This is a genomic window from Kribbella sp. NPDC048837, from assembly GCF_055586945.1.
Window position 1 is genome coordinate 58,255 of the sequence record NZ_JBVJHF010000008.1, and the last position, 23,819, is coordinate 82,073.

A 23,819-nucleotide genomic window follows, 5' to 3' on the forward strand; every position below is an offset into this window, starting at 1 on the left:
GCTCGTCCCGGTGCCCGTGTCCGTCTCCGCGCCCATCCCCGTGCCCGTACTCGTCCCGGTGCCCGTGTCCGTCTCCGCGCCCATCCCCGTGCCCGTGCTCGTCCCGGAGCCCGTGCTCGTCCCGGTGCCCGTGTCCGTCTCCGCGCCCATCCCCGTGCCCGTACTCGTCCCGGTGCCCGTGTCCGTCTCCGCGCCCATCCCCGTGCCCGCGCTCGTCCCCGTGCCCGTGCCCATCCCCGTGCCCGTGACCGTCTCCGCGCTCGTCCCCGTGCCCACGCTCGTCCCCGCGCCGATCCTCGTGCACGTATCCGTACCCGTGCTCGTCGCGGTGCTCGTGCTCGTGTCCGTGCCCGGGCCCGTGATCGTGCTCGTGGCCGGCTGTCGGTTCGTGCCGTTGGTTCATGGAAGCATGCTACTTGCGTATCCATGCATATACGCAAGTAAGCAGATGGACGGTAGAGTTCCGAGCATGCATGCGTCGATCGAGGACTTCGAGATGCCGAACGAGGAGCAGGTGCATCTCGCCGCCGAATCCTTCCGCCTCCTCGCCGACCCGACCCGGATCCGCGTGCTCTGGGCGCTCCTCCAGGGCGAGTCGTCGGTCGCCTGCCTGGCCGAACTCACCGGCGCCGCGCCCGCGGCCGTCAGCCAGCACCTGGCCAAACTCCGCCTGGCCGGCCTCGTCCGCGGCCGCCGCGAGGGCACGTTCGTCTACTACTCGGCCGCCGACCACCACGTCCGCAAACTCCTCGACCAAGCGCTCTTCCACGCCGACCACCTCGACCGCGACCTCCCCAGCTGACCGGCTCCCCGAGTGGGCCTCCACAGCTGACCGGCATCCCCGAGTCGGATCTCCCCAGCCGAGCGGCATCCCCGAGTCGGACCTCCCCAGCCGAGCGGCATCCCCGAGTGGCTCGTCCCGGGCACGCCCAACGCCACCCAACCTCACCCACGCGACTCTCGGCGGCGTTCTGTGCGGTGGTGTTGGTGATCGCCGCGCAGGCCCCCAAGTCTGAGCGTGCGATCCGGCCGGGCCTCTACTCGCGGTGTGGCGGCAGCGCCGCGGCGAGGAGTTCGGCGAGGTGCTGGGGCCGGCGTGAAGTGCCCTGAGTGATCTGCGTGCGGCAGCTGAAACCGTCAGCCAGGACAGCGGTTGCTTCGGGCAACGATCGTACGGCGGGGAGGAGGACGCGCTCACCGATCGCCTTCGAGACCTCGTAGTGGTCGCGTTCGAAGCCGAAGTTGCCGGCCAGACCGCAGCACCCCGAGTCGGGCACGGTCGCGTCGATGCCGGCCGCGGACATCAACCGGCGGTCGGCGTCGAAACCCAGTACGGCGTGCTGGTGGCAATGGGTCTGGACCAGCGCCGCTCCCCCGACGTGCGGTGGTTCCCAGCCCGATTCGACCAGGAACTCGGCGAAGGTCCGCGTCGCCCGCGCGGCCTTGTCGACGAGTGGATTGTCGGCAATCAGATCAGGTGCGTCATGCCGGAGGGCCGCCGTACAGCTCGGTTCGAGCCCGATGATCGGCGTACCGGCGGCAAGATGCGGCGCGAGGACCCGGAGCGATCGGTTGAGAACGCGCCGAGCCGTCGTCAGCTGGCCGGTCGAGATCCAGGTGAGACCGCAACACACAGGCTTGTCCGGCAACACCACCTCGAACCCAGCCGCCTCGAGCACCTCGACCGCCGCCCGCCCAACCTCAGGCGCCAGATGATTGGTGAACGTATCCGGCCACAACACAACCTTCGATCCGCCCGCCGACACCCCACCCCCGACCTGCCGCCCACCTGATGACGATCCACCGCCGGCCGGCCGTCCGCCAGACGACGGTCCACCGCCGGTCCGCGGTTCACTTGGCGACACTCCATTGCCGGCTTGCTGTTTGCCTGGCGACGATCGACTCCGCTGGGAGAACCACTGGGTGAAGGACTCGGTGGCGAACGTCGGCGCCTCGCGCTCGGCGGCGATCCCGCCCAGCCGCTTGGTCAACGGCAGGCGTGCAAATCGATTCGCCAGACCCGGTGCCCGCGACGCCAACCGGGACCACAGCGGCAGCCAACCCATCGACCAGTGGGACATCGGTCGCGCCCACGGGCGGCGTGCGTAGTGGTGATGAGTGAACTCGGCCTTGTACGTCGCCATGTCCACGTTGACCGGGCAATCGGACAGACATCCCTTGCAGGACAGGCAAAGGTCCAACCCGTCGCGTACTTCGGTCGACCGCCAGCCGTCCGTGATCAGGTCGCCCTGCAGCATCTCCCACAGGAGATGCGCGCGTCCCCGGGTCGAATGCAATTCCTCGCGCGTGACCTGATAGCTGGGGCACATCACCCCGCCCGAACTCTGCCGGCACTTCCCGATCCCCACACACCGGCGCTGCGCCTGCGCGAAGTCGTCACCGTCGTCCGGATACGTGAAGATTGTCGGCAATCGACGATCCTTCGCCGGCCCATCGTGCCGGATCGCCAGATCAAGCGGTGGCGGGTCGACGATCATCCCAGGGTTCATCACGCGGGCCGGGTCCCAGATCTCCTTCAGCTCCGCGAACAGCCGCACCCCGTCAGTGCCGTACATCCGGCTGAGCAGTTCCGACCGCGCCCGCCCGTCACCGTGCTCACCCGACACCGAGCCGCCGAGCTCGACGACGAGATCCGTCGACTGCTCGACGAACTCCCGGTACGTCGCGATCCCGCGCGTACTGAGCAAGTCGAAATCGATACGCATGTGCATACAGCCCTCACCGAAATGCCCGTACGAGGCACCGGACAGACCGTGCCGGCCGAGCAGTTCGTCGAGGCCGCGGAGGTAGGCGCCCAGACGCTCCGGCGGTACGGCGGCGTCCTCCCAACCGCCCCACGCCTCGGCCCCGTCCGCCCGCCGAGTCGCTAGCCCGGCGGCGTCCGTACGGCACCGCCACAAAACGTTTTGCGCCTTCGCGTCTGTCACCAACGTGGCCGTCGCCGGCGAGCCCGAGTCACGCAGTTCTTCGAGCATGGTGCGTGCGGCCGCAGTCGCAGAAGCCTCGTCCTCGCTGCCCATCTCCACCAGCAGCCATGCTCGGCCGTCCGGCAGACCGGCGCGTACGGCGGCGTCGCGGACCTCGGCCGGGAGGTGTTCGACGAGGTCGCTGTTGATGGACTCCATCGTCAGCGGATGATGCCGCAGCACGATCGGCACACAGTCCGCGGAGGTGATCGAGTCGCCGAACCCGAGCACGCACAAGACTTTTGCCTTGGGCAACTCACTCAACCGCACCGTCGCCCGCAGGGTCGCGGCCAGGCCGCCTTCGCTGCCGGACAGCAGCGCGGCCACGTTGTATCCGTATTCGGGCAGCAACCGATGCAGCGCATACCCGGAGATCTGCCGACTGAACTGCCCGAACCTTCGCCGGATCAGCAGTTCATGGCGATCCACGAACGCCTGCAGCGCCCGATGCACATCCCCCTCCCGACCCGCCCGCGCAGCAAGCCCAGCCCGGTATCCCTCGAAGTCCCCATCAGCCCGCCCGCTTCCCGCGCCACGCAGGTCGTTCCCCGCGCCGCCCCACCCGCTTCGCGCGCCGCGCAGGTCGTTCCCCGCGCCGTCGCGCTCGCCTCCCGCGTGGCCGCGCTCGCTCCCAGCTCCAGCCCGCCCGCTGCCCGCGTCGGCTGTCATTCGGGTGCTGTCGGCAAGCACCAGGTCCAGTGAGAGCAGGTTGTCGGCAGTCGTTCCCCACGCTACCGAGTGCGCCCCGCACGCATTGTTGGCAATCATCCCGCCCAGCGTCGCGCGGCTCCCCGACGACGGATCCGCCCCGAACGCCAACCCGTACGGCCTCGCCGCCGCGAGAAGATCCGTCAACACCACCCCAGGCTCGACGACTGCCGTCCGCGTCGCCGGGTCGATCGACAGGATCCGGTTCACGTGCCGCGACGCGTCGATCACCACGCCACCGATCGCGTTGCCGGCCATCGACGTACCCCCGCCGCGCAGCACCACCGGCGCCCCGGCCGCCGCGATCAGCGTGACCGCGGTCGCCAACTCCTCAGCGTCGGTGGGTACGACGACCAGCTCCGGTACGGCGCGGTAGTTCGAACCGTCGGCCGCGTAGAGCGCCCGGGTCCGTCGATCGTCCGCCACCACGCCCCGCAGTTCCCGGCGCAGGACGGTCGCCAGCCGCGCGACGTCGTACCCGAAACCGGGCCCAGACGGCGGAACGACTCTTCCAGCAGCAGGATTGTCTGGGGTTAGCATTGTCGACAATCTACCGATCTGCGCGCTGCTCAGCCAGGAGGACGCATGGTCACCGTCGGGCTGCTCCACCCCGGACACAGCGCGGAGGACGGCTACCCCGCACTCGAGGCGCGGCTCGACGGGTCCATCCGGCTGCCGGTGGTGATCACGTCGGTACCTTCTCTGCCAAGCTTGGGCGGTCTGTTTTCAGTAAGGGGGACGCGCGCGTGACCAGTTACATCGAGCCGTTGGCGCAGGAGTCGACGCCGAGCATCATCGCCGGCAAGCTGCGCAAGGCGATCGCCCACGGCGAGCTCAAACCCGGCGCGCAACTCGGCGAGGCGGAGCTCGCCCGCCAGCTCGGTGTCAGTCGCGGGCCGCTCCGCGAGGGCATGCAGCGGCTCACGCAGGAAGGGCTGCTGGTCTCGATCCGCAACCGCGGGCTCTTCGTCATCGACATGACCTTGGGCGAGATCCGCGACATGTACCTGGCGCGCGCGGCGATCGAACGCGCCGCAGCCGGCAAGATCGTCGCCGACGGCAACCACGAGGCGGCCGGCGAGGAGCTCCTCACCCTGGTCCGCAAGATGAGCGACGCCGAGGGCGACCCCGCCGCCGTCGGCGAGATCGACATCGCCTTCCACGAACTCCTCGTCCACCTCGCGGCCAGCCCTCGCCTCAGCCGGATCCACAAAACCCTCATCACCGAAACCCGCATGTGCATCCAGGCGCTCGCATCCACCTACACCACCACCGAATCCCGCGTCGGCGAACACCAGCAGATCGCCGAAGCCATCGCCGCCGGCGACCACCTCCTCGCCGACGACCTCCTGGTAGCCCACATGGAAGACGCCATAACCCGCCTCACCACCCGCTAGCCCGGTCACCCGTGCTGGTTGGGTAAGGCGAGAACTTCGGCGACGAACTGGCTGAGGTAGGCCTGGCGGGCCTGGTTGGAGAGCCCGGCGGGGCTGGTTGGGGAGCCCGGCGGGGCCTGGTTGGAGCTCGCCGTCCGGCCGTTCGAGCCAGTCCGCCTGGTTCGGCGGGTGAGGACCCCGGGGGTTGCGAGGATGCCGGGGTGACTCGTCGACTCTTGCTGCAGGGTGGTTCGGTTCTTGATGTTGTGTCCGGGGAGGTGAGTACGGCGGACGTCGTATTCGTCGACGATCGGATTGTCGACATCGGGAACGGGCTCGACGGGGACGAGCCGATCGACTGTTCTGGTGGGTTGCTCGTGCCGGGGTTGATCGACTGTCATACGCATGTGTGTGTCGCGGAGACTCGGCGCGATCCGTTCGGGTTGCCGCGGTCGGTGCGGCCGTTGTCCGCCGTACCGGTGTTGCGGACGTTGTTGAGTCTCGGCGTTACGACTGTGCGCGATGCGTGGGGCGCGGATGCCGGTGTGCGGATGGCCGTGGAGAAGGGGTGGATCGACGGGCCGGAGGTGCTGATCAGCCTGCGACAGGTGTGTACGACGGGTGGCATCGGCGACCTGTGGGCACCGCGGACCGGGCCGGTCGACTTCTTCGAGGATCCGTCGCTGCCGGATCCGGTGTTCAACGGTGCGGACGAGGCGAGAGCCGTCGTACGGCGGATGGTGCGGGCCGGCGCGGATTGGATCAAGGTGACCGCCACCGGGTCGATGGCGATCGGGACCGGTGTCCACGATCTGCAGTTGACGGTCGAGGAGATGACGGCGCTGGTCGACGAGGCTCGGCGGCAGGGTGGTCGTCGGCTGATGGTGCATGCGCACGGAGCGCGGGCGGTGGAGATGGCGGCGCGGGCCGGGGCGGGGAGTGTGGAGCACGGGACGTACCTGGATGAGGCCGCGGTCGGGGCGATGGCCGAGGCCGGGACCTGGCTCGTGCCGACGCTGTCCGTGACGCAGTCGGATCCGGCGAGCGTGCCGGACGGGGCGGCCGAGGCGCATCGGGAGTCGGTGCGGCTGGCGGCCGAGGCCGGCGTACAGATCGCGATGGGGACGGACAACCCGGTCCGGCCGCATACCGAGGTGCTGTGGGAGCTCAGGCACCTGGCCGCCGCTGGGCTGGGCGACGCCGGAGCGTTGCGCGCGGCAACAATCGACGCTGCCCGGTTGCTCGGTCTCGCAGATGATCGTGGGGAGATCAGCGTCGGAAAGCGCGCCGACCTGGTCCTCCTCGACGGCACCGATCTGGACTGCACCTCCCTGCAGACGCGCATCCGCCACGTCTTCCACAACGGCCGCACAGTCGGGCGTTGACTCTCACACTGTGTCAGGCCGTAGACCGGCGGCATGATGACAACGGCTGCGGAAGTTGCGGAACAGATTCGGGGCGGCGGGTTGACGTCGCGCGCGGTGACCGAGGAACTGCTCGACCGGATCAGCACCGACGACCGCGTGAATGCGGTGGTGGTGACGCGGGCGGACGACGCGTTGCGGGCTGCGGATGAGGCTGATCGGGAGGTTGTGGAGGGGCGCGTGGTGGGACCGCTGCACGGGGTGCCGGTGACGGTGAAGGAGTGTTTCAACGTTGCGGGGATGCGGACGACCTGGGGTGAGCCGGCGTTCGCGGGCTACGTCGCGGAGCGGGATGCCGCTGCGGTCGAGCGGCTCACCAAGGCCGGCGCGATCATTGTCGGCAAGAGCAATGTCCACACGATGCTGGCGGATTTCGGGCAGACGACCAACGAGATCTACGGGCGGACGAACAACCCCGCGGATCCGGCCCGCACACCGGGTGGCTCGGGCGGAGGCGGCGCGGCCGCGCTGGCGGCGGGACTGACCTACCTGGAGTACGGGTCGGACCTGGCCGGATCGATCCGGCTGCCAGCGGCGTACTGCGGTGTCTACGGGCTGAAACCGACCACGGGACTGGTCCCGCTGGACGGGTTCCAGGTGCCCGGACCACCCGAGGTGCGTAACGAGTTCCCGAACGTGTCGACAATCGGACCACTCGCGCGATCGGCCGCCGACCTGCGTACGGCGCTCAGGGTGACCGGCGGCCCGACCAAGCCGTACTCCTGGGAACTCCAGCCGCCGCGGCACGAACGTCTCGCGGACTTCCGCGTCGGCGTCGTCACGGACCACGCGGCCGCACCGGTCTCGAGTGAGGTCGGCGACGTACTGTCCGACACGATCGACCGCCTCGCCCGGAGCGGTGCGAAGATCGTCGAAGGCTGGCCGGAGGGAGTCGACCCGGCGGAACAGGCCGAGGCCTTCGGATTCCAGGTCGACCTGTTCTTCACGCTGCACGGCGGCGCGCCGGCGTCCGCGAGTCTCGCCGAGGTGATCGAGCAGGAGCGCCGGCGGATGATCGCGCGGATGAAGTGGCAGCAGTACTTCGAGGACGTCGACGTGTTCCTCTGCCCGACCAGCTTCACCACCGCGTTCCCCCACGACGACCGGCCGTTCGACGAGCGGGCGATCACGACGTCGTACGGCGAGCAGCGGTACGACGCCCAGGTGTTCTGGATCGCCCACGCATCGCTGACCGGTCATCCCGCACTCAACATGCCGATCGGACGGACACCGACCGGACTGCCAGTCGGCGCCCAGGTGATCGGCCCGTGGCACGAGGACGACACCGCCATCACCTTCGCCGAGCTCCTGGCTGCTTGACTGAGCTTCGGAAGGGAGTACGGATTGTTCGCCATCGGAGAGTTTGCGCGGCACGGCCGGGTGTCGGTCCGGATGCTGCGGCACTACGACGCGATCGGCCTGCTGCGACCGGCGCACGTCGATCCGGCGACGGGCTATCGCAGCTACACCGCCGGGCAACTCGCCGACCTCAACCGGATCGTCGCGCTGAAGGATCTCGGGTTCTCGCTCGAGCAGGTACGGACGATGATCGTGGACGAGATCAGCCCGGCCGAACTGCGCGCATTGTTGACAATCCGACGTGCGGAACTGGAATCGACCGTCGCCGAGAGCTACGCCCGGCTCGCCCAGGTCGAGTCACGTCTGCGCGGCATCGAAGGCGACCTCCCCGCCGCCGACGTGGTGATCAAGGAACTGCCCGCGATCCGGCTGGTCGGACTCACCACCACGGCCGCGAGCTTCACGCCCGAGGACATCACTCCAGTCGTCCGTCCGCTCTGCGCCGAACTCGGCCGCCGCCTCCCCGACGCCGCCGTCCACCCATCCGGCCGCCTGACCTGCCTGTACGAGCGCGCCCCAGAGGCCGGCGCCGACGAGGACGAAGTCGTCGTCCGAGCGACCGTGCCGGCCGCAGTCGATGCCCCAGGCAACCCGGATGCTGCCGACGGCACCCTCAACGGCCTCGAGGTGATCGACCTGCCCGCAGTACGCGCGGCCACGTTGGTGCACCGCGGCCCGATCGACCAGGTCCTGCCCGCCTGGCAGGCACTCGCCCGCTGGATCGACGACAACGGCTACCGATCCAGCGAACCGGCGCGCGAGCTCTACCTCGACTGCCCGGACGACCCAGCCGACTGGGTCACCGAACTGCAGGAGCCAGTGGTCAGGCCGTAGCCGGTGTGGAGCGCGTCAGTTCTTGACTGCGAGCGAGGCCAGACCGGCAGTGAGAACCTGGATGCCGAACTCGAACCGCTCGTCACCGCTGGCACCTGACGTCAGAGCAGGCGCCAGAGCGACCGTCAGCGGGAAACGATCGGCGGGGAGGGACCCCAAGAACCCCCGGAGTTCGGAGACGAAGCCCTCGACGTCTTCCGCGGTCCAGGCCCACGCACCTTGGACGCTTTCCTCGAAGGCGATCGCGGTCACGTAGAGCGGGATCAGGTCGACCGCCCACGCGGCAGCTTGGTCGGGAAGATTGCCGGCTTTGAGCAGAGCGAGGATTCGTTCGGTGCTGAGCAGAGCCCGCTCCCCCAGCGGAACCTGACCGATCGCGGCCCGCGCGACGCCGGGATTCGCCCGCATCACCCGGAGCATCTCGCGCATCGCGTCCTTGAGCTGCTCCTGCCAGCGGTCAGGATCCGCCTGCTCCGGGAGCTGCATCTGCTCGGCGGCGCGCTCGACCAGCAACTGGTCGAGCTCCCGCTTGTTCGCGACGTGCGCGTAGAGGGAGGCCGGCCCGGTGCCGAGCTCCTGGGCGACCTTGCGCATCGAGACCGCGTCGTACCCGTCCTTGACGATCAGCCGCATCGCCGCGTCGACGATCCGCTCGCGGGTGAGCGGCTCCTTCGGCGTACGCGCGGGTTTCGCGGGACTGATCGGCTGCCACGGCGACTGGGTCATGGCACCACTGTAGCGAACACCGTACTTGACAGGAACAGTGTTCGTGTATAGAACAGTGTTCGTTAGCGAACACCGTTCGACTCAGGGAGCCACCGATGAGCACCTCGACCACCATCCCGCCGGAATCCACCGACACCGCCACACCGGCGTCCAGCGGTACGCCGTACCGCTGGCGCTGGCTCGTGCTGGCGACCGTGCTGATCGCCGAGATCATGGATCTCGTCGACGCGACGATCGTCAACATCGCGGCACCCTCGATCCGGGCCGAGCTGGGCGGATCGGAGTCGGCGATGCAGTGGATGCTGGCCGGCTACACGCTCGCGTTCGCGATCGGGCTGATCAGCTTCGGCCGCCTCGGCGACCTGGTCGGCCGCCGGCGGATGTTCCTGATCGGCGCGGTCGGGTTCACCGTCGCCTCGGCGATCTGCGGATTGTCGACCAGCCCGGAGCTGCTGATCGGCAGCCGGGTGGCGCAGGGTCTGCTCGGCGCGGTGATGATCCCGCAGGGGTTCGCGATCCTGAAGGCGGTCTTCCCGGCGGACGAGATCGGCAAGGCGTTCGCGCTGTTCGGCCCGGTGATGGGCCTGTCGGCGGTGGCCGGCCCGATCCTGGCCGGCGTACTGATCGACGCGAACTGGTTCGGTGCCGGCTGGCGGATGATCTTCTTCATCAACGTGCCGATCGGCCTCGCGGCGCTCGTCGGCGCGCTCCGGTTCATGCCCGAGCTGAAGACTCCGGGCGCTTCCCGGCTGGACACCGCCGGCGTCGTCCTGGTCAGCCTCGCGTCCGGTCTGCTGATCTACCCGCTGGTTCAGGGCCGCGAGCTCGGCTGGCCGGTCTGGACGATCCTGATGATGATCGCGTCGGTCCCGACGTTCGCGCTGTTCGGCTGGCGGGAGCGCCGCTCCGGGAACCCGGTGATCGAGCCGTCCCTGTTCCGCAGCCGCGGGTACGTCGCCGGCCTGGCCGTGATCACCACGTTCTTCCTGGCGATGTCCGGCTTCACGCTCGTCTTCAACCTGTTCACCCAGCTGGGTCTGCACTACAGCCCGCTCAAGGCCGGCCTCGCGATGGTGCCGTTCTCGCTCGGGATCGCGATCGGCGCGCCGCTGTCCGGCGGCCTGCTCGCCCCGAAGCTCGGGCGGAAGGCGCTGCAGCTGGGCGTCGCGGTGATGACGCTGGCGATGGGCGGAGTCTGGTTCACCCTGCACACGTACGGCGACGCGACGACGATCTGGAACCTCGTCCCGGCGACGCTGGCCACCGGGATCGGTGCCGGCCTGGTGTTCGCGCCGCTGTTCGACATCATCCTGGCCTCGATCGACGACCAGGCGGCTGGCTCGGCGTCCGGCGTCCTGACCGCGATGCAGCAGTTCGGCGGTGCGATCGGGGTCGCGGTGATCGGCACGATCTTCTTCCAGCTGCTCCCGGCGCACGCCTTCCTCGGCGCCACCAAGACGACCGTGCTGGTCGCGATCGGGCTGTTCCTGGTCAGCCTCGCCGTCACCTGGCTGCTGCCGCAGCGGGCCCGCGAAGGCGCCCAGGCGCACTGATCCGGGCAGGACGAAGCCCCCGGCACCACCTGGTGCCGGGGGCTTCGGTCAGCTCAGTTGAACGAGTCGCCGCAGGCGCAGGAGCCGGTGGCGTTCGGGTTGTCGATCGTGAAGCCCTGCTTCTCGATCGTGTCGACGAAGTCGATCGAGGCGCCCTTGAGGTACGGCGCGCTCATCCGGTCCGTCACGACGTTCACGCCGTCGAAGTCGGCCACCACGTCGCCGTCGAGCTGACGCTCGTCGAAGAACAGCTGGTACCGCAGCCCGGAGCAACCACCCGGCTGCACGGCGACCCGCAGCGCGAGGTCGTCGCGGCCTTCCTGCTCGAGCAGCGCCTTCACCTTGGCGGCGGCCCCGTCGGTGAGGATCACACCCGTGGCGACGGTCTGCTCGGTCTGCGCTTCAGTCATTCCTGACTCCAGTCATCTCTCAAGTGCCTACTCGGACGCCAGTCGGCACGGAAAATCCGCTGTCATCACGCGCCAACATCCGTCGGCTCGCGATCATTCCCATGGTCGCACACCAATTTCCAGGATCAACTACCCCGGTCGCGGGCTGGTCAGCACGCGGCCGGCCCGTCGTCACCGCGCCCAGGTCCGGGCAACACGCTCCGCAACCGCCGCCAGCGAGCCGTGCGGGTCCGCGAACGCCCGCTCCTCCCCCACCGCGTCGACCAGCGAGTACGCCGACTCGACGCCCATCGTCCGCATCTCGCGCGCGCCGATCTGCACCTTGCCCGCCAGTACGACGCACGGCCGCATCGCGTCGTTCGCCACCTTCGCCACGCCCGCGATCACCTTGCCGTCACGGGACTGGAAGTCGAACGCGCCCTCGCCGCTGAGGACCAGGTCGACGCGGGCGGCCTTCTCCTTCAGCCCGGTCAGCCCCGCGACCAGGTCGATGCCGGACACCCGCTCGGCGCCGAGCAGCAACAGCGCGTAACCAAGACCGCCCGCGGCACCGGCCCCCTTCTGGTCCGCGGTCTTCCGGTCCGCCAGCTCGGCGAAGTGCGTCAGCCAGCCGTCGACCGCGGGCTTGCGGTCGTCGGTGATCCCTTTCTGGGTGCCGAACACGTTGGTCGCGCCGCGCAACCCGAGCATCGGGTTCTCCACGTCACTCGCCGCGACGAACTCGATCCCGGCCATCCGCGTCCGGGCCGGCTCGAGATCCACCGACGTCAGCCCGGCCAGACCGGCAGCGCCGCCGTCCAGTTGCCCGTCGACCGCTGTCGCGCCGAGCGCGGCGAGCAGTCCGGCGCCGGCATCGTTCGTACCGGAGCCGCCGAGTCCCAGGATGATCCGCTTCGCCCCGGCATCGACCGCGGCCGCGATCAGCTGACCCACGCCGTACGTCGTCGCCTCCTCGGGCCGCCGGTCCTTCGGCTCGACCAGATGCAACCCGCACGCCTGCGCGGTCTCGACGTACGCCGTCTCGCCCGCGAGCAGCACGGTCGCCGGGGTGTCGACGCCGAGCGGGCCACGTACGGTGACCGAGAGCAGTGTCCCGTCGACGACCGCGGAGAGCACGTCGATGAAGCCGGGACCGCCGTCGGCCATCGGCGCCACCAGCACCTCGGCCTGCGGATCCCGCCGCCGCCACCCCTCCTCGATCGCCGCGGCCGCCTCGACGGCGGTCAGCGTGCCCGCGAACTTGTCCGGCGCAATCAGCACTCGCATGCCGCCATCCTCTCCTACCCGCGATCGTTGACGGGTCCCGTGGTCGACAGTTGGATCGTCGGCATGAAGACGATCCTGTTCGCGCTCCGGGTCAGCGACCTCGACCGTTCGCTCGCGTTCTACCGCGCGGTCGGTTACACCGAGCTCAGCATCGTGCCGTTCGACGACGGCTCCAGCCTGGTGTGGCTGAAGCTCGACGACGAACCGTCCGTCTCGCTCGAACTGGTCCACAAGCCGGCCGGGGGCCGCCGGCGACCTAGACGTCACAACCTGTTCGGGCGGGTGATCAGGTCGGGCGACAACTGCCAGAGCAAGCTGGCCCCGACCAGCGGCACGAGGTTCCACGCGGCGGTCGCGCGGCCGTCGGCGACGGTGATCCGCACCCGGCTGGGAGTGGTGATGACGTAGAGGTCGGCAACGAAGACTCCACCCTGCCAGCCACCGGACGCGACGACCGGTCGGCCGAAGGGGCGGCTCTCTCGCCAAGCACCGTGCCCGACGTCCACCGCGAACGCGGTGCCGTCCGCTTCCAGCCGCAGCGACCAGCCGTCCGGCCCGGCCTCGATCGACAGCGCCGATCCAAGCGGCAGCGCAGCATCCTCCGCCGGTCCGTCGACGATCGCGGTGGCGCTGCCCTGCGGCCGGTGTTCGCCGCTGACCAGCGGCAGTGCCAGTCCTCGCAGTCGGTCCGAGAGCTTCGAATCCAGCCCGTGGTCCACCGGCTGGTCGATGGCCGGGAGCAGGCAGTCCCAGACGCCGTCGAGGACGGCCTGCGCGTCCGACACGGCAGCCGTGATCGCCACGACCAGGTCCGCGCCCGGTACGACGAGGCAGAGCTGACCCATCGCGCCGTCGCCGCGGAAGCCGTGGCGCGACATCCAGAACTGGTACCCGTAGCCCTGCAGCCAGTCCGCCGTCCGGGCATCGTCGTCGGACAGCACAGTCTCGACATGGCTCCGGGTGGCCAGGTCGACCCACTGCCGCGACACCAGTTGCCGATCGTGCCATCGTCCGCCGCGCAGCAGAAGTTCGCCGAACGCCGCCACCGACTCGGTGGTGAGATGCAGCCCGTGAAAGCCGAAGCTGGCACCGCTCGCGACGCGCTCCCACTCCGCGACGGTCACTCCCATCGGCGCGAACAGCCGCTCGTGCACCAGCTCGGGCAGGGTACGGCCGGAGACCCGCTCGGCCATCCGGGCCAAGAGGAAGGTGGTCGCGTTGTTGTACTGGTGCCGCGAGCCGACCGGGTCGTTCGGTTCGATCCGGAGAAAGCCACGGACCAGGTCGTTCGGTTCGAGGTCCCAGGCATCCTCGAGGAGGTCGTGCGTGTGGCCGGTCGACATGCTCAGGAGGTGGTGAACGGTGAGCTCCGCGGACCGCGGCGGCACCGGCTCGGGTACGTGCTCGGGCAGGACGTCGACCACCCGATCGTCGAGCGCCAGCAGGCCGTCGTCGACGACGAGTCCCACCGCGATCGCGGTGAACGACTTGGTCAGCGAGTAGAGCAGGTGTGGCCGGTCGGCCGAGTACGGCGTCCACCAGCCTTCGGCGATCACCTGCCCGTGCCGGAGCACGACCACCGAATGACACTCGAGCGCCTGCTCCTCCCAGCGGTCCAGCAACGCCATCAACCCGGCCGAATCGACGTCTTCGTCGGCCGGTGTGGAGCGGGGCAGCAGTGGACTCTGGCTCATCCCGCCGATTCTCGACCCGCGCCGACGAACTAGCCACCGGATTTCGGCCCACCGCCGGCGGCTAGCGGCGGCGGAAGAGGCGGCGGAGGATCAGGGCTGCGATGGCGCCGATGAGGTAGGGAGCGGCGCGGCGGGCGAGCATGGGGAGGAGGGTGCTGCCGAGGTCCAGCTCGACAGCGGCAGTGGACGATTCGGCAGCAGGGCTGGACGACGACGGTTCGGTCGACGGCTCCCGCGTGGTCGGCTCAGTGGCTGCGGCTGGGGTTTCCAGTTTGGTGGCGAGGCAGGTGGTGAACTGGTCCAGGAGCCGGTTGGAGACGTCCTGGATCAGGCCGCGACCGAACTGCGCGGGCCGACCGGTGATGACGAGGTCGGTGTCGACGGTGACCTCGGTGGAGTCCGGGCCGGATGCGGTGAGGTGGGCGGTGACCCGGGCGGTCGCCGTACCGTTGCCCCGGCGGTCCTTGCCCTTGGCCTCGATCACCGCCCGATGAGCGGCCGGATCGCGTTCGGCGAAACTGCCGGTGCCGGTGTACTGCAACGACACCGGCCCCAGCTTCACCTTGCACGAGCCGGTGAACTCGTCACCGTCGTACTCCGTCAGGGTGGCGCCGGGGAAACACGGCACCACCCGTTCGAGATCGTTGAACGCCGCCCAGGTCTGCTCGACCGGAGCCGGTACGACGAACTTGTGCTCCAGCTTCACGAAGTACCTGCCGCGGCCAGGACCGCCCGCCGGGTGAGCACCGTCGCGAGGTGCCGGCGATAGTCCGCGTCACCGTTGAGGTCGGTCACCGGCGACGTCCCGTCCGCCGCTCTGGCCGCAGCCTCCCGGACGGCCTCGGCGGTGGCCGGCCGGCCGATCAGCGCGTCCTCGACCGCGGTCGCCCGGATCGGCGTCGAGCCCATGTTGCCGAGCCCGACCCGTGCCTCCGCGATCGTGTCCCCGTCCAGCCGGACGGCCGCCGCGACGGACACGATCGACCACGCTTGCGCCACCCGGTTGAACTTCTCGTAGTGCGCTCCCCAACCGGTGTACTTCGGCACCCGGATCTCGACCAGCAGCTCGTCGTCGGCGAGCGCGGTACTGAACACCCCTTGGAAGAAGTCCGAGGCGCCGACGGTACGACGACCGCCCGGCCCGGCGATCACGAACGACGCGTCCAGCGCGACCGCCACCGCCGGCAGGTCACCGGCCGGATCGGCGTGCGCCAGCGAACCGCCGAACGTCCCCCGGTGCCGGATCTGCGGATCCCCGACCGTTGCCGTCGCCAACGAGATCAGCCGGGCGTGCTCGCCGACCAGCGGATCGGCCTGCACCGCGCTGTGCGACGTCATCGCACCGATCACGATCGCGTCCCCGTCGTCGCGGACGCCCTGCAGTTCGGCGATCTTCCCGAGGTCGACGATCGTCTCCGGCGCGGCCAGCCGCAGCCGAAGCGCCGGCATCAGGCTCTGGCCGCCTGCCAGCACCTTCGCGTCGGAGTGCTCACGCAGCAACCCGAGCGCCTCGTCCACGGACGTCGGGCTGAAGTACTCGAACGCCGCCGGGATCATGACTGCGCCCCTTCCTGGATCGCCTTCCACACGCGGTACGGCGTACACGGCATCGGCACGTCCGTCACGCCGAGGTGCCGGACCGCGTCGACGATCGCGTTGACGACCGCCGGCGTGGACGCGATGGTCCCGGCCTCTCCGACCCCCTTCACCCCCAGCTGGTTCGTCGTCGCCGGCGTCTCGGTCCGCGCCGTCTCGAACTTCGGCAGATCGGGCGCACCCGGAAGCAGGTACTGGTCGAACGATCCGGTGACCAGCGTCCCGGAGTCGTCGTGCACCGCCTCCTCGAACAGCGCCTGCGCGATGCCCTGTGCCAGGCCGCCGTGCACCTGACCCTCGACGATCAGCGGGTTGACCACCACGCCGACGTCGTCGACGCTCACGTACGACCGGATCGTGACCGCCCCGGTCTCGGTGTCGACCTCGGTCGCGCACAGATGCGTGCCGTGCGGGAACGAGAAGTCGTCCGGCTCGAGCGTCGCGTCGGCGTCCAGGCAGCCTTCGGCCGAACCGTCCAGCTTGTGGCCCTGGAATACCGCGAACGCGAGCTCGGCCATCGTCATCCCCGACTCCGTGCCGCGAACGCCGTACCGCCCACCGGTGAACTCCAGGTCGTCGACGTTCGCCTCGAGCAGTTGCGCGGCGATCGGCTTGGCCTTCTCGACCACTTTGTCGGCCGCAGCGAGCACGGCCATCCCACCGACCGACAGCGAGCGGGAACCGTACGTGTCGAGACCACGCGCGGCGATCTGCGTGTCACCGTGCAGAACCTCGACGTCCTCGAAGGCGACACCCAGCCGGTCGGCGACCAACTGGCTCCACGCCGTCTCGTGCCCCTGGCCGTGCGGGCTCGTCCCGGTGATCACCTCGACCTTCCCGGTCGGCAGCATCCGGACCGCCGCGTGCTCCCAGCCGCCGCCGACGTACCCCATGGAGCCGAGCCAGCGCGACGGCGCCAGTCCGCACATCTCGGTGTACGTCGAGATCCCGATGCCGAGCTGGACCGGGTCGCCGGACTCGCGCCGCTTGAGCTGCTCGGCCCGCAGGTCGTCGTACCCGAACAGTTCCTTGGCCTTCGCGGTCGCGGCCTCGTAGTTGCCGGAGTCGTAGCGCAGCCCGGACACCGTCGCGAACGGGAACTCCTCGTGCTTGATCCAGTTCCGCTCGCGGATCTCCAGCGGATCGGCCCCGACCCGGACAGCGAGTTCGTCCATCAGCCGCTCGATCGCGAACGTCGCCTCCGGCCGGCCGGCGCCCCGGTAGGCGTCGGTCCAGGTCTTGTTGGTGAAGACGTTGGTGATGCCGAGACGGTACGACGGGAACTTGTAGATGCCGTTGTACATGAACGCCCCGAGCAGCGGGATCGCCGAGGTGACCAGGCCGAGGTACGCACCCATGTCTGCCATCAGGTCGACCTTGAGCCCGGTCACCGTGCCGTCGGCGTTCGCGGCCAGCGTGACCTTCTGCCACTGGTCCCGGCCGTGGTGCGCGGCCATCAGCGACTCGGACCGGGTTTCGCTGTATTTACAGGGCTTCCCGGTCTTCCGGGCCGCGATGACCGTGAGGACCTCCTCCGGCGTGAACTGGAGCTTGCCGCCGAAACCGCCGCCGACGTCCGGCGCGATCACCCGGATCTTGTTCTCCGGGATGCCGAGCACCAGCGCGATGAAGATCTTCACGAAGTGCGGCACCTGCGTCGACGACCAGACGGTCATCTGTTCGGTGGTCGGATCGACGACGATCGAGCGCGGTTCCATGAACGCCGGGATCAGCCGCTGCTGGCGGATCTCCTTCTCGATCACGATCCCGCCGTCCCGGGCCGCCGCGATCGCCGCGTCGACGTCGCCACCGGTGCCGGCCTCGGCCGAGTCGTAGGACCAGACCGCGGACACGTTCGTGCCGAGGTCCGGGTGGGCGATCACCTCGTCCCTGGCCGCCGACCTCAGGTCGAGTGCCGGGGTCAGTTCCTCGTAGTCGACGTCGACCAGGTCGGCGGCGTCGTTCGCCTCGGCCGCGTTCCGGGCGACCACCATGGCAACGATCTCGCCGGCGAACGCGACGTGGTCGACCGCCATCGACGGGTGCACCGGAGCCTTCTGGTCCGGGACCACCGCCCACGCGTTCGGCAGGGCGCCCTGCTCGTCGGCGATGTCCGCGCCGGTGATGACAGCGAGCACACCGGTGGCGGCACGGGCCGCCTCGGTGTCGATGGCGGTGATGCGCGCGTGCGCGAACGGGCTGCGGACCATCGCGATGTGCAGCATGCCGGGCAGGACGATGTTGTCGGTCCAGCGGGTCCGGCCGGTGATCAGCCGGGCGTCCTCCTTGCGGAGCCGCGGAGCGCCGACCTCGGTGGCCGGCCGATCCTCGGTGGTGGTCATCGGGCACCTCCCGCGGCGGCCGCGGCGCGGACGGCCTTGACGATGTTCTGGTAGCCCGTGCAGCGGCAGAGGTTGCCTTCGAGCCCCAGCCGGACGTCGTCCTCACTCGGGTCCGGATTGTCGGCAATCAGATCGATGGATTGCATGATCATGCCTGGTGTGCAGAATCCGCATTGCAGGGCGTGGTTCTCGTGGAAGGCCTGCTGCATCGGGTGCAGCTGACCGTTGGTCGAGAGACCCTCGATCGTGGTCACCTCGTGACCGTCGGCCTGGACCGCGAAGAGCGAACAGGACTTCACGCTCCGCCCGTCCAGGTGGACCGTGCAGGCACCGCAGTTGCCGGTATCGCAGCCGACCACGGTTCCCGTCTTTCCCAGTTGCTCGCGCAGATAGTGCACGAGCAGCGTGCGCGGCTCCACGTCGTCCGTGAAGCTGCTTCCGTCGACCATCACCGTGATCCGGGTCATCGCCCCGCCTCCAGATGTCAGCTACCGCGTATGCCGATCGTGCTCTCGTGTGATGTCGACCACAAGGGTCGGATCAGTGGTGAATCGGGCCGGCCCGCCGCGACAGGCGGTCGCCGGCGCCACCCCAGTGCTGGGCGATGAACTCGGCGGCGATGCTGACCGCCGTCTCCTCGGGGGTCCGCGCGCCCAGGTCGAGGCCGATCGGACTGGACAGGCGGGCCAGTTCCGCGTCGGTGAGCCCGGCCTCGCGGAGGCGCTTGAGTCTCTCGTCGTGGGTCCGGCGGGATCCCATCGCTCCGACGTACGCCACTTCCGGAAGACGGAGAGCGACCTCCAGCAACGGTACGTCGAACTTCGGGTCGTGGGTGAGCACACAGATCACCGTCCGGCCGTCGATCCGGCCGGCCGCGACCTCGCCGGCCAGGAAGCGGTGCGGCCAGTCCACGATCACCTCGTCGGCCGACGGGAAGCGGGACGCGGTCGCGAAGACGGCCCGCGCGTCGCAGACCGTCACGCGATATCCGAGGAACGACCCGATCCGGGCCACCGCGGCCGCGAAGTCGATCGCGCCGAACACCAGCAGCCGCGGCACCGGCGCGTACGACGACACGAAGACCCGCATCCCCTCACCGCGGCGCTGCCCGTCCGGCCCGTACTCCAGCGTCTCCGTCCGCCCGTTCGCCAGCAGTCCCCGCGCGTCGTCCACCACCGCGTCGTCGGCCCGCTCGGACCCGAGACTCCCGACCGTCGGCCCCGGCTGTATGGCCTCCGGCGCGTCCGTGCTCGGGGCGGGCCGGACGATCAGATGGCGGCCCACCCGGCTGGGATCGGGGTGGGCGACGACCGTGGCGACCGCGACCGGGCGGCCGGCCGCGATGTCGGCCGCCACCTCGGCGAGCTCCGGGTACGACGTCCGGTCGACGCGCTCCACGAACACGTCGATGATGCCGCCACACGTGAGCCCGACCGCGAACGCCGACTCGTCGCTCACGCCGTACCGCTGCAGGATCGGCTCACCGGACTCCAGGATCTCCTCACCCAACTGGTAGACCGCGCCCTCGACGCAGCCGCCCGACACGCTGCCGACCGCCTCCAGACCGGGACCGACAAGCATCACCGCGCCCGGCGGCCGCGGTGCCGAGTCGAACGTCGCCACGACGGTGCCGACGGCAACCGACTCGCCCGCGTCCCACCAGGTCATCAATCGCTCGAGGACATCACGCATCCGCGACCACCTCCAGAACGTCCGCGAAGCTGGCCAGGCTGTGCCCGGCGACGAGATCGTCGACATGCGGGAGGACGGCAACGATCCCGGCCTGCACCGGCAGGTAGCCCGGTTTGCCCCGGTGCGGATTCAGCCAGACCACCCGGTGCGCCAGGCCGGCCAGCCGCTCCAACTGCGCACCGAGCAACGCGGCGTCACCGCGCTCCCACCCGTCACTGCACACGACCACGACAGCACGCCGCGCCATCCCCCGCTGACCCCACCGGTCCAGGAACACCTTCAGCACCTCACCGAGCCGCGTGCCGCCCGACCAGTCGGGTACGACGTCGCCCGCGGACCGCAGCGCGAACTCCGCATCGCGGCGCCGCAAGGCCGGGGTCACTCGGGTCAGCCGGGTGCCGATGGTGAAGGCCTCCACCGATCGCGGGGCTTGCTGCACCATCGTGTGCGCGAGCCGCAGCAGGCTGTCGGCGTACGGACGCATCGAGCCGGACACGTCGATCAGTACGACGACCCGGCGCGGGCGGGTGCCGCGCCGGCGGTACTGCACCCGGGCGGGCTCGCCGACCTGCCGCAACTGGGCCCGGAGCGTACGGCGGGGATCGATGTCGCCGCGATGGGACGGTCGGCGGCGGACCGCCCGCCGTACCGGGACCCGCGGGCGGAGGGTGCCGAACAAGCGCGCCAGCTCGGCCCGATCGCCGGCCGACAGCTCGGCGACATCACGGTGCCGGAGGACTTCCGTCGTACTCGCGGAGACATTGACCGACCGGTCGCCGTCCTCGCCCGCGGCCCCGTCGTCGGCGTCGAGCGCGGCCTGCACCGAGGCTTGCGGCGTACGACGGACTGTCCCGCCCGCCCGCTCTCCGGAGAACCATGCGGTGAACACCTCGTCGTACTTGGCGATGTCGTCGGGTCCACCACACAGCGCGGCCCGGCCGGCCCAGTACACGTCCGCGGTGACTGCCGCGTCGAGCGCGGCGACGGCCCGGAGGAAGAGGTGGACACGGTCGGCGGTCACCGGCAGACCTGCGTGCCGGAGGGCCGACGCGAAGCCGGCCAACGCGAGGTCCGGTGCCGTCATCGCTGCCTCAGCTCGCCAGCAGCCGGTCGAGGGAAGCGCGGATCCGGTCGGTGTCCTCGCGATACTTCAGCACGGCGCCGAGGGTGGCGGCCGCGGTCTCCACGTCGAGGGTCTCGGTCCCGAGGGCGTCCAGGGCGCGAGCCCAGTCGAGCGTCTCGGCGACACCGGGCGGCTTGAGCAGATCGAGCTCACGCATCCGCTGCACCGACCGGGCCACCTGTTCGGCCAGCCGGTGCGACACCTCAGGCAGCCGGGTCCGGACGATCTCGACCTCGCGGGCCAGACCCGGATGGTCGATCCAGTGGTAGAGGCACCGGCGTTTCAGCGCGTCGTGGATCTCCCGGGTGCGGTTGGAGGTGAGGACGACGATCGGTGGCTCCTCGGCCTTGATCGTGCCGAGCTCGGGGATCGTCACCTCGTGGGTCGAGAGCACCTCGAGCAGGAACGCCTCGAACTCGTCGTCGGCGCGGTCGATCTCGTCCACCAGCAGGACGGCCGGACTCTCGCGGAGCGCCCGCAGCACCGGGCGGGCGAGCAGGAACCGCTCGTCGAACAGGCTCTTCTCCACCTCTTCGACGACCGCGTCCGAGCTGGTCGCCTCGACCGTGCGCAGGTGCAGGATCTGGCGCGGGAAGTCCCAGTCGTAGAGAGCTTGGGACGCGTCGATGCCCTCGTAGCACTGCAGCCGGATCAGCTGGACGTCGAGCGCTTCGGCGAGCGCCGCCGCGAGCGAGGTCTTCCCGGTGCCGGGTTCGCCCTCCAGCAGCAGCGGACGGTGCAGCGCGAGCGCGAGATAGCCGACCGTGGCCAACCCCTCACCGGCCAGATAGCCGGTCGCACGCAGCCGCTCGGCGAGCTCACCAGCGGAGCCGACTGCGTTCATCTGTCCAGAATCGCCCGCCGGACCCACGTTGCCAAGGCTCAGCCCGCGCGGTGCCCGTCCGGCAACTGGTCGGCAGTGTCCACATCAGCTCCGTCGGCGAGGTCCCCGCACTCGATCTCCACCGGCTTGTGCTGCCTGAGATACCCGCGAGCGCCTTCGTCCCCGCGAGCCGACGCGATGATCCCGTCCCAGTGGTCACGCCCCAGAAGAACGGGGTGTCCGGGGGACCCACGGTAGAGCGCCCGTACGAGCGCGGACCGGCTCGCGCCGCCCGCGACGCGCCGTACGACGTCTACTGTCAGCCCGGGAACATCCACGGGCACCACCACGACACCATCGACATCCCCGGGAAGAACCGTCAGCCCGGCTCGCAGCGAGGCTCCCATGCCCTCCGCCCAGTTCGTTGCCTCGACCACCTCGACCGGCTCGTCGGCGAGCTCGGCGCGGACTTGGTCCGCCGCGGCTCCGACGACGACCAGGACCGGCGCGCAGTCGGCGGCGGCGAGCAGGCGGGTGGCGCGGACGACCCAGGCGACGCCGGACGGATCGCGGACGAGCGCCTTCGGTCCGCCCATCCGGCGGCCGGCCCCCGCGGCGAGCACCAATCCTGCGATCTTCACTCCCGGAGAGTACCGATTTCACAGTCTGGGCAGTGACGTGTACCACGCGATCGCGGCCGGGTGGCGTGCGACGATATCTGACGTGACGACGATCGCAGATGGCGCGAAGTCCCTCCCGCTGCTGTTCCTGGGGCAGAACACCGACCCGCACTCCGAGCGCGGCGTCGAGTGCCCCGGAGCGCTCCCGCCGGCCTCCGACCCGGATCTGGTCGAGCGGGCGCTGAAGGCGAAGGCAGCACTGGGTGACCAGGTGTTCGTGCTCGGGCACCACTACCAGCGCGACGAGGTGATCCAGTTCGCGGACGTCACCGGTGACTCGTTCAAGCTCGCCCGGGACGCGGCGAACCGGCCGGACGCGCCGTACATCGTGTTCTGCGGTGTGCACTTCATGGCCGAGTCCGCCGACATCCTGACCAACGACCAGCAGACAGTCATCCTGCCTGACCTCGCGGCCGGCTGCTCGATGGCCGACATGGCCCGGATCCAGCAGGTCGAGGCGGCCTGGGACGCCCTCGCCGACGCCGGGGTCGCGGACGTGACCGTGCCCGTCACCTACATGAACTCCAGCGCCGACATCAAGGCGTTCTGCGGCCGCAACGGCGGCGCGGTGTGTACCTCGAGCAACGCGGACACCGCGCTCGAGTGGGCCTTCGAGCAGGGCGAGAAGGTGCTCTTCCTGCCGGACCAGCACCTCGGCCGGAACACCGCCGTACTGAAGATGGGCATCTCGCTCGACGAGTGCGTGGTGTACGACCCGCACAAGCCGGGCGGCGGACTGACCCGTGAGCAGTTGGCCGCGGCGAAGATGATCCTGTGGCGCGGGCACTGCTCGGTGCACGGCCGCTTCACGGCCGCCTCGGTCGACGACGTCCGGGCGCGGATCCCCGGCGTCAACGTGATCGTCCACCCGGAGTGCCGGCACGACGTCGTCACGAAGGCCGACCTGGTCGGCTCGACGGAGTACATCATCCAGACCCTCGAGAAGGCCGAGCCCGGTGCGTCGTGGGCCGTCGGCACCGAGCTCAACCTGGTCCAGCGGCTGGCCAAGCAGCACACCGACAAGAACATCGTGTTCCTGGACAAGGCCGTCTGCTACTGCGCCACGATGAACCGTATCGACCTGCCCCACTTCGTCTGGGCCCTCGAGAACCTCGTCGCCGGCCACGTCGTCAACCCGATCACGGTCGACCCCGACACCGAGAAGTACGCCAAGCTCGCCCTCGACCGCATGCTCGCCCTCCCCGGCAAGACCGCCCGCGACTAGG

The 23,819-nt window shown here is 69.9% G+C and carries 21 protein-coding genes; 7 read left to right on the plus strand and 14 right to left on the minus strand.

Annotated elements, in window-relative coordinates; all coding sequences use genetic code 11:
• Positions 1-276: hypothetical protein (locus ACZ6O0_RS32635; protein ID WP_465768865.1), on the minus strand; the 276-nt coding region annotated here is incomplete at its 3' end.
• Positions 277-469: 193 nt separating this feature from the next.
• On the opposite strand from ACZ6O0_RS32635, the gene ACZ6O0_RS32640 reads away from it, so the two are divergent.
• Positions 470-802 (plus strand): ArsR/SmtB family transcription factor, encoded by a 333-nt coding sequence (locus tag ACZ6O0_RS32640; RefSeq protein WP_465768866.1) that lies wholly within the window; start codon positions 470-472, stop codon positions 800-802.
• 235 nt (positions 803-1,037) lie between these two features.
• Here the strand turns inward: ACZ6O0_RS32640 and ACZ6O0_RS32645 are convergent, their stop codons facing one another.
• Positions 1,038-4,235 carry an FAD-binding and (Fe-S)-binding domain-containing protein gene (locus tag ACZ6O0_RS32645; protein ID WP_465768867.1) on the minus strand — a complete coding sequence of 1,066 codons (3,198 nt, stop codon included), beginning with the start codon at positions 4,233-4,235 and terminating at the stop codon, positions 1,038-1,040.
• 206 nt (positions 4,236-4,441) lie between these two features.
• Here ACZ6O0_RS32645 and ACZ6O0_RS32650 point away from each other — a divergent pair, with 206 nt between their 5' ends.
• The 4 genes from ACZ6O0_RS32650 to ACZ6O0_RS32665 all read left to right on the plus strand — a co-directional run bounded on the left by ACZ6O0_RS32650 (position 4,442) and on the right by ACZ6O0_RS32665 (position 8,688).
• Positions 4,442-5,092, plus strand: coding sequence for a GntR family transcriptional regulator (locus tag ACZ6O0_RS32650; protein WP_465768868.1), 651 nt, complete (start codon positions 4,442-4,444; stop codon positions 5,090-5,092).
• A gap of 200 nt (positions 5,093-5,292) precedes the next feature.
• Positions 5,293-6,456 carry an amidohydrolase family protein gene (locus ACZ6O0_RS32655; protein ID WP_465768869.1) on the plus strand — a complete coding sequence of 388 codons (1,164 nt, stop codon included), beginning with the start codon at positions 5,293-5,295 and terminating at the stop codon, positions 6,454-6,456.
• Positions 6,457-6,489: 33 nt separating this feature from the next.
• Positions 6,490-7,815 (plus strand): amidase family protein, encoded by a 1,326-nt coding sequence (locus tag ACZ6O0_RS32660; RefSeq protein ID WP_465768870.1) that lies wholly within the window; start codon positions 6,490-6,492, stop codon positions 7,813-7,815.
• A gap of 24 nt (positions 7,816-7,839) precedes the next feature.
• Complete coding sequence (locus ACZ6O0_RS32665; protein ID WP_465768871.1) at positions 7,840-8,688, plus strand: MerR family transcriptional regulator; 849 nt, start codon at positions 7,840-7,842, stop codon at positions 8,686-8,688.
• A 15-nt stretch (positions 8,689-8,703) separates the two neighbouring features.
• Here ACZ6O0_RS32665 and ACZ6O0_RS32670 read toward each other — a convergent pair whose 3' ends face one another.
• On the minus strand, positions 8,704-9,414 hold the full coding sequence (locus ACZ6O0_RS32670; protein WP_465768872.1) for a TetR/AcrR family transcriptional regulator: 711 nt from the start codon (positions 9,412-9,414) through the stop codon (positions 8,704-8,706).
• Positions 9,415-9,509: 95 nt separating this feature from the next.
• Here ACZ6O0_RS32670 and ACZ6O0_RS32675 point away from each other — a divergent pair, with 95 nt between their 5' ends.
• Positions 9,510-10,967 carry a DHA2 family efflux MFS transporter permease subunit gene (locus tag ACZ6O0_RS32675; protein WP_465768873.1) on the plus strand — a complete coding sequence of 486 codons (1,458 nt, stop codon included), beginning with the start codon at positions 9,510-9,512 and terminating at the stop codon, positions 10,965-10,967.
• A gap of 53 nt (positions 10,968-11,020) precedes the next feature.
• Here the strand turns inward: ACZ6O0_RS32675 and erpA are convergent, their stop codons facing one another.
• The 11 genes from erpA to ACZ6O0_RS32730 form a co-directional block, all read right to left on the minus strand.
• On the minus strand, positions 11,021-11,377 hold the full coding sequence (gene erpA / locus ACZ6O0_RS32680) for an iron-sulfur cluster insertion protein ErpA (RefSeq protein ID WP_465768874.1): 357 nt from the start codon (positions 11,375-11,377) through the stop codon (positions 11,021-11,023).
• A gap of 171 nt (positions 11,378-11,548) precedes the next feature.
• Positions 11,549-12,643, minus strand: a complete 1,095-nt coding sequence (locus tag ACZ6O0_RS32685; protein WP_465768875.1) for a glycerate kinase family protein — start codon at positions 12,641-12,643, stop codon at positions 11,549-11,551.
• Positions 12,644-12,906: 263 nt separating this feature from the next.
• A complete protein-coding gene (locus tag ACZ6O0_RS32690; protein WP_465768876.1) occupies positions 12,907-14,337 on the minus strand; it encodes a serine hydrolase domain-containing protein in 1,431 nt (476 codons plus the stop codon).
• A gap of 61 nt (positions 14,338-14,398) precedes the next feature.
• Complete coding sequence (locus tag ACZ6O0_RS32695) at positions 14,399-15,043, minus strand: SRPBCC family protein (protein WP_465768877.1); 645 nt, start codon at positions 15,041-15,043, stop codon at positions 14,399-14,401.
• A complete protein-coding gene (locus ACZ6O0_RS32700) occupies positions 15,040-15,894 on the minus strand; it encodes an FAD binding domain-containing protein (RefSeq protein WP_465768878.1) in 855 nt (284 codons plus the stop codon). Before ACZ6O0_RS32700 ends, ACZ6O0_RS32695 begins: the two co-directional genes overlap by 4 nt.
• Entirely contained in the window at positions 15,891-18,275 is a 2,385-nt protein-coding gene (locus tag ACZ6O0_RS32705; RefSeq protein WP_465768879.1) for a xanthine dehydrogenase family protein molybdopterin-binding subunit, read from the minus strand. The genes ACZ6O0_RS32700 and ACZ6O0_RS32705 overlap by 4 nt, the downstream gene beginning before the upstream one ends.
• Positions 18,272-18,742 carry a (2Fe-2S)-binding protein gene (locus ACZ6O0_RS32710; protein WP_465768880.1) on the minus strand — a complete coding sequence of 157 codons (471 nt, stop codon included), beginning with the start codon at positions 18,740-18,742 and terminating at the stop codon, positions 18,272-18,274. Before ACZ6O0_RS32710 ends, ACZ6O0_RS32705 begins: the two co-directional genes overlap by 4 nt.
• A gap of 73 nt (positions 18,743-18,815) precedes the next feature.
• Positions 18,816-19,967, minus strand: a complete 1,152-nt coding sequence (locus tag ACZ6O0_RS32715; protein WP_465768881.1) for an XdhC family protein — start codon at positions 19,965-19,967, stop codon at positions 18,816-18,818.
• Positions 19,960-21,051, minus strand: a complete 1,092-nt coding sequence (locus ACZ6O0_RS32720; protein WP_465768882.1) for a vWA domain-containing protein — start codon at positions 21,049-21,051, stop codon at positions 19,960-19,962. Before ACZ6O0_RS32720 ends, ACZ6O0_RS32715 begins: the two co-directional genes overlap by 8 nt.
• A 7-nt stretch (positions 21,052-21,058) precedes the next feature.
• Complete coding sequence (locus ACZ6O0_RS32725; protein ID WP_465768883.1) at positions 21,059-21,934, minus strand: AAA family ATPase; 876 nt, start codon at positions 21,932-21,934, stop codon at positions 21,059-21,061.
• A gap of 38 nt (positions 21,935-21,972) precedes the next feature.
• Positions 21,973-22,554 (minus strand): nucleotidyltransferase family protein, encoded by a 582-nt coding sequence (locus ACZ6O0_RS32730; protein WP_465768884.1) that lies wholly within the window; start codon positions 22,552-22,554, stop codon positions 21,973-21,975.
• A gap of 82 nt (positions 22,555-22,636) precedes the next feature.
• On the opposite strand from ACZ6O0_RS32730, the gene nadA reads away from it, so the two are divergent.
• Positions 22,637-23,818, plus strand: coding sequence for a quinolinate synthase NadA (nadA, locus tag ACZ6O0_RS32735; RefSeq protein WP_465768885.1), 1,182 nt, complete (start codon positions 22,637-22,639; stop codon positions 23,816-23,818).
• Position 23,819 lies beyond the last annotated feature (1 nt).

Coding starts and splice junctions, on each gene's coding strand:
- ACZ6O0_RS32640 (WP_465768866.1), top strand. CDS start 470: ATGCATGCGTCGATCGAGGACTTCGAGATGCCGAACGAGGAGCAGGTG.
- ACZ6O0_RS32645 (WP_465768867.1), bottom strand. CDS start 4,235: ATGCTAACCCCAGACAATCCTGCTGCTGGAAGAGTCGTTCCGCCGTCT.
- ACZ6O0_RS32660 (WP_465768870.1), top strand. CDS start 6,490: ATGATGACAACGGCTGCGGAAGTTGCGGAACAGATTCGGGGCGGCGGG.
- ACZ6O0_RS32670 (WP_465768872.1), bottom strand. CDS start 9,414: ATGACCCAGTCGCCGTGGCAGCCGATCAGTCCCGCGAAACCCGCGCGT.
- ACZ6O0_RS32675 (WP_465768873.1), top strand. CDS start 9,510: ATGAGCACCTCGACCACCATCCCGCCGGAATCCACCGACACCGCCACA.
- erpA (WP_465768874.1), bottom strand. CDS start 11,377: ATGACTGAAGCGCAGACCGAGCAGACCGTCGCCACGGGTGTGATCCTC.
- ACZ6O0_RS32685 (WP_465768875.1), bottom strand. CDS start 12,643: ATGCGAGTGCTGATTGCGCCGGACAAGTTCGCGGGCACGCTGACCGCC.
- ACZ6O0_RS32690 (WP_465768876.1), bottom strand. CDS start 14,337: ATGAGCCAGAGTCCACTGCTGCCCCGCTCCACACCGGCCGACGAAGAC.
- ACZ6O0_RS32700 (WP_465768878.1), bottom strand. CDS start 15,894: ATGATCCCGGCGGCGTTCGAGTACTTCAGCCCGACGTCCGTGGACGAG.
- ACZ6O0_RS32705 (WP_465768879.1), bottom strand. CDS start 18,275: ATGACCACCACCGAGGATCGGCCGGCCACCGAGGTCGGCGCTCCGCGG.
- ACZ6O0_RS32710 (WP_465768880.1), bottom strand. CDS start 18,742: ATGACCCGGATCACGGTGATGGTCGACGGAAGCAGCTTCACGGACGAC.
- ACZ6O0_RS32715 (WP_465768881.1), bottom strand. CDS start 19,967: ATGCGTGATGTCCTCGAGCGATTGATGACCTGGTGGGACGCGGGCGAG.
- ACZ6O0_RS32720 (WP_465768882.1), bottom strand. CDS start 21,051: ATGACGGCACCGGACCTCGCGTTGGCCGGCTTCGCGTCGGCCCTCCGG.
- ACZ6O0_RS32725 (WP_465768883.1), bottom strand. CDS start 21,934: ATGAACGCAGTCGGCTCCGCTGGTGAGCTCGCCGAGCGGCTGCGTGCG.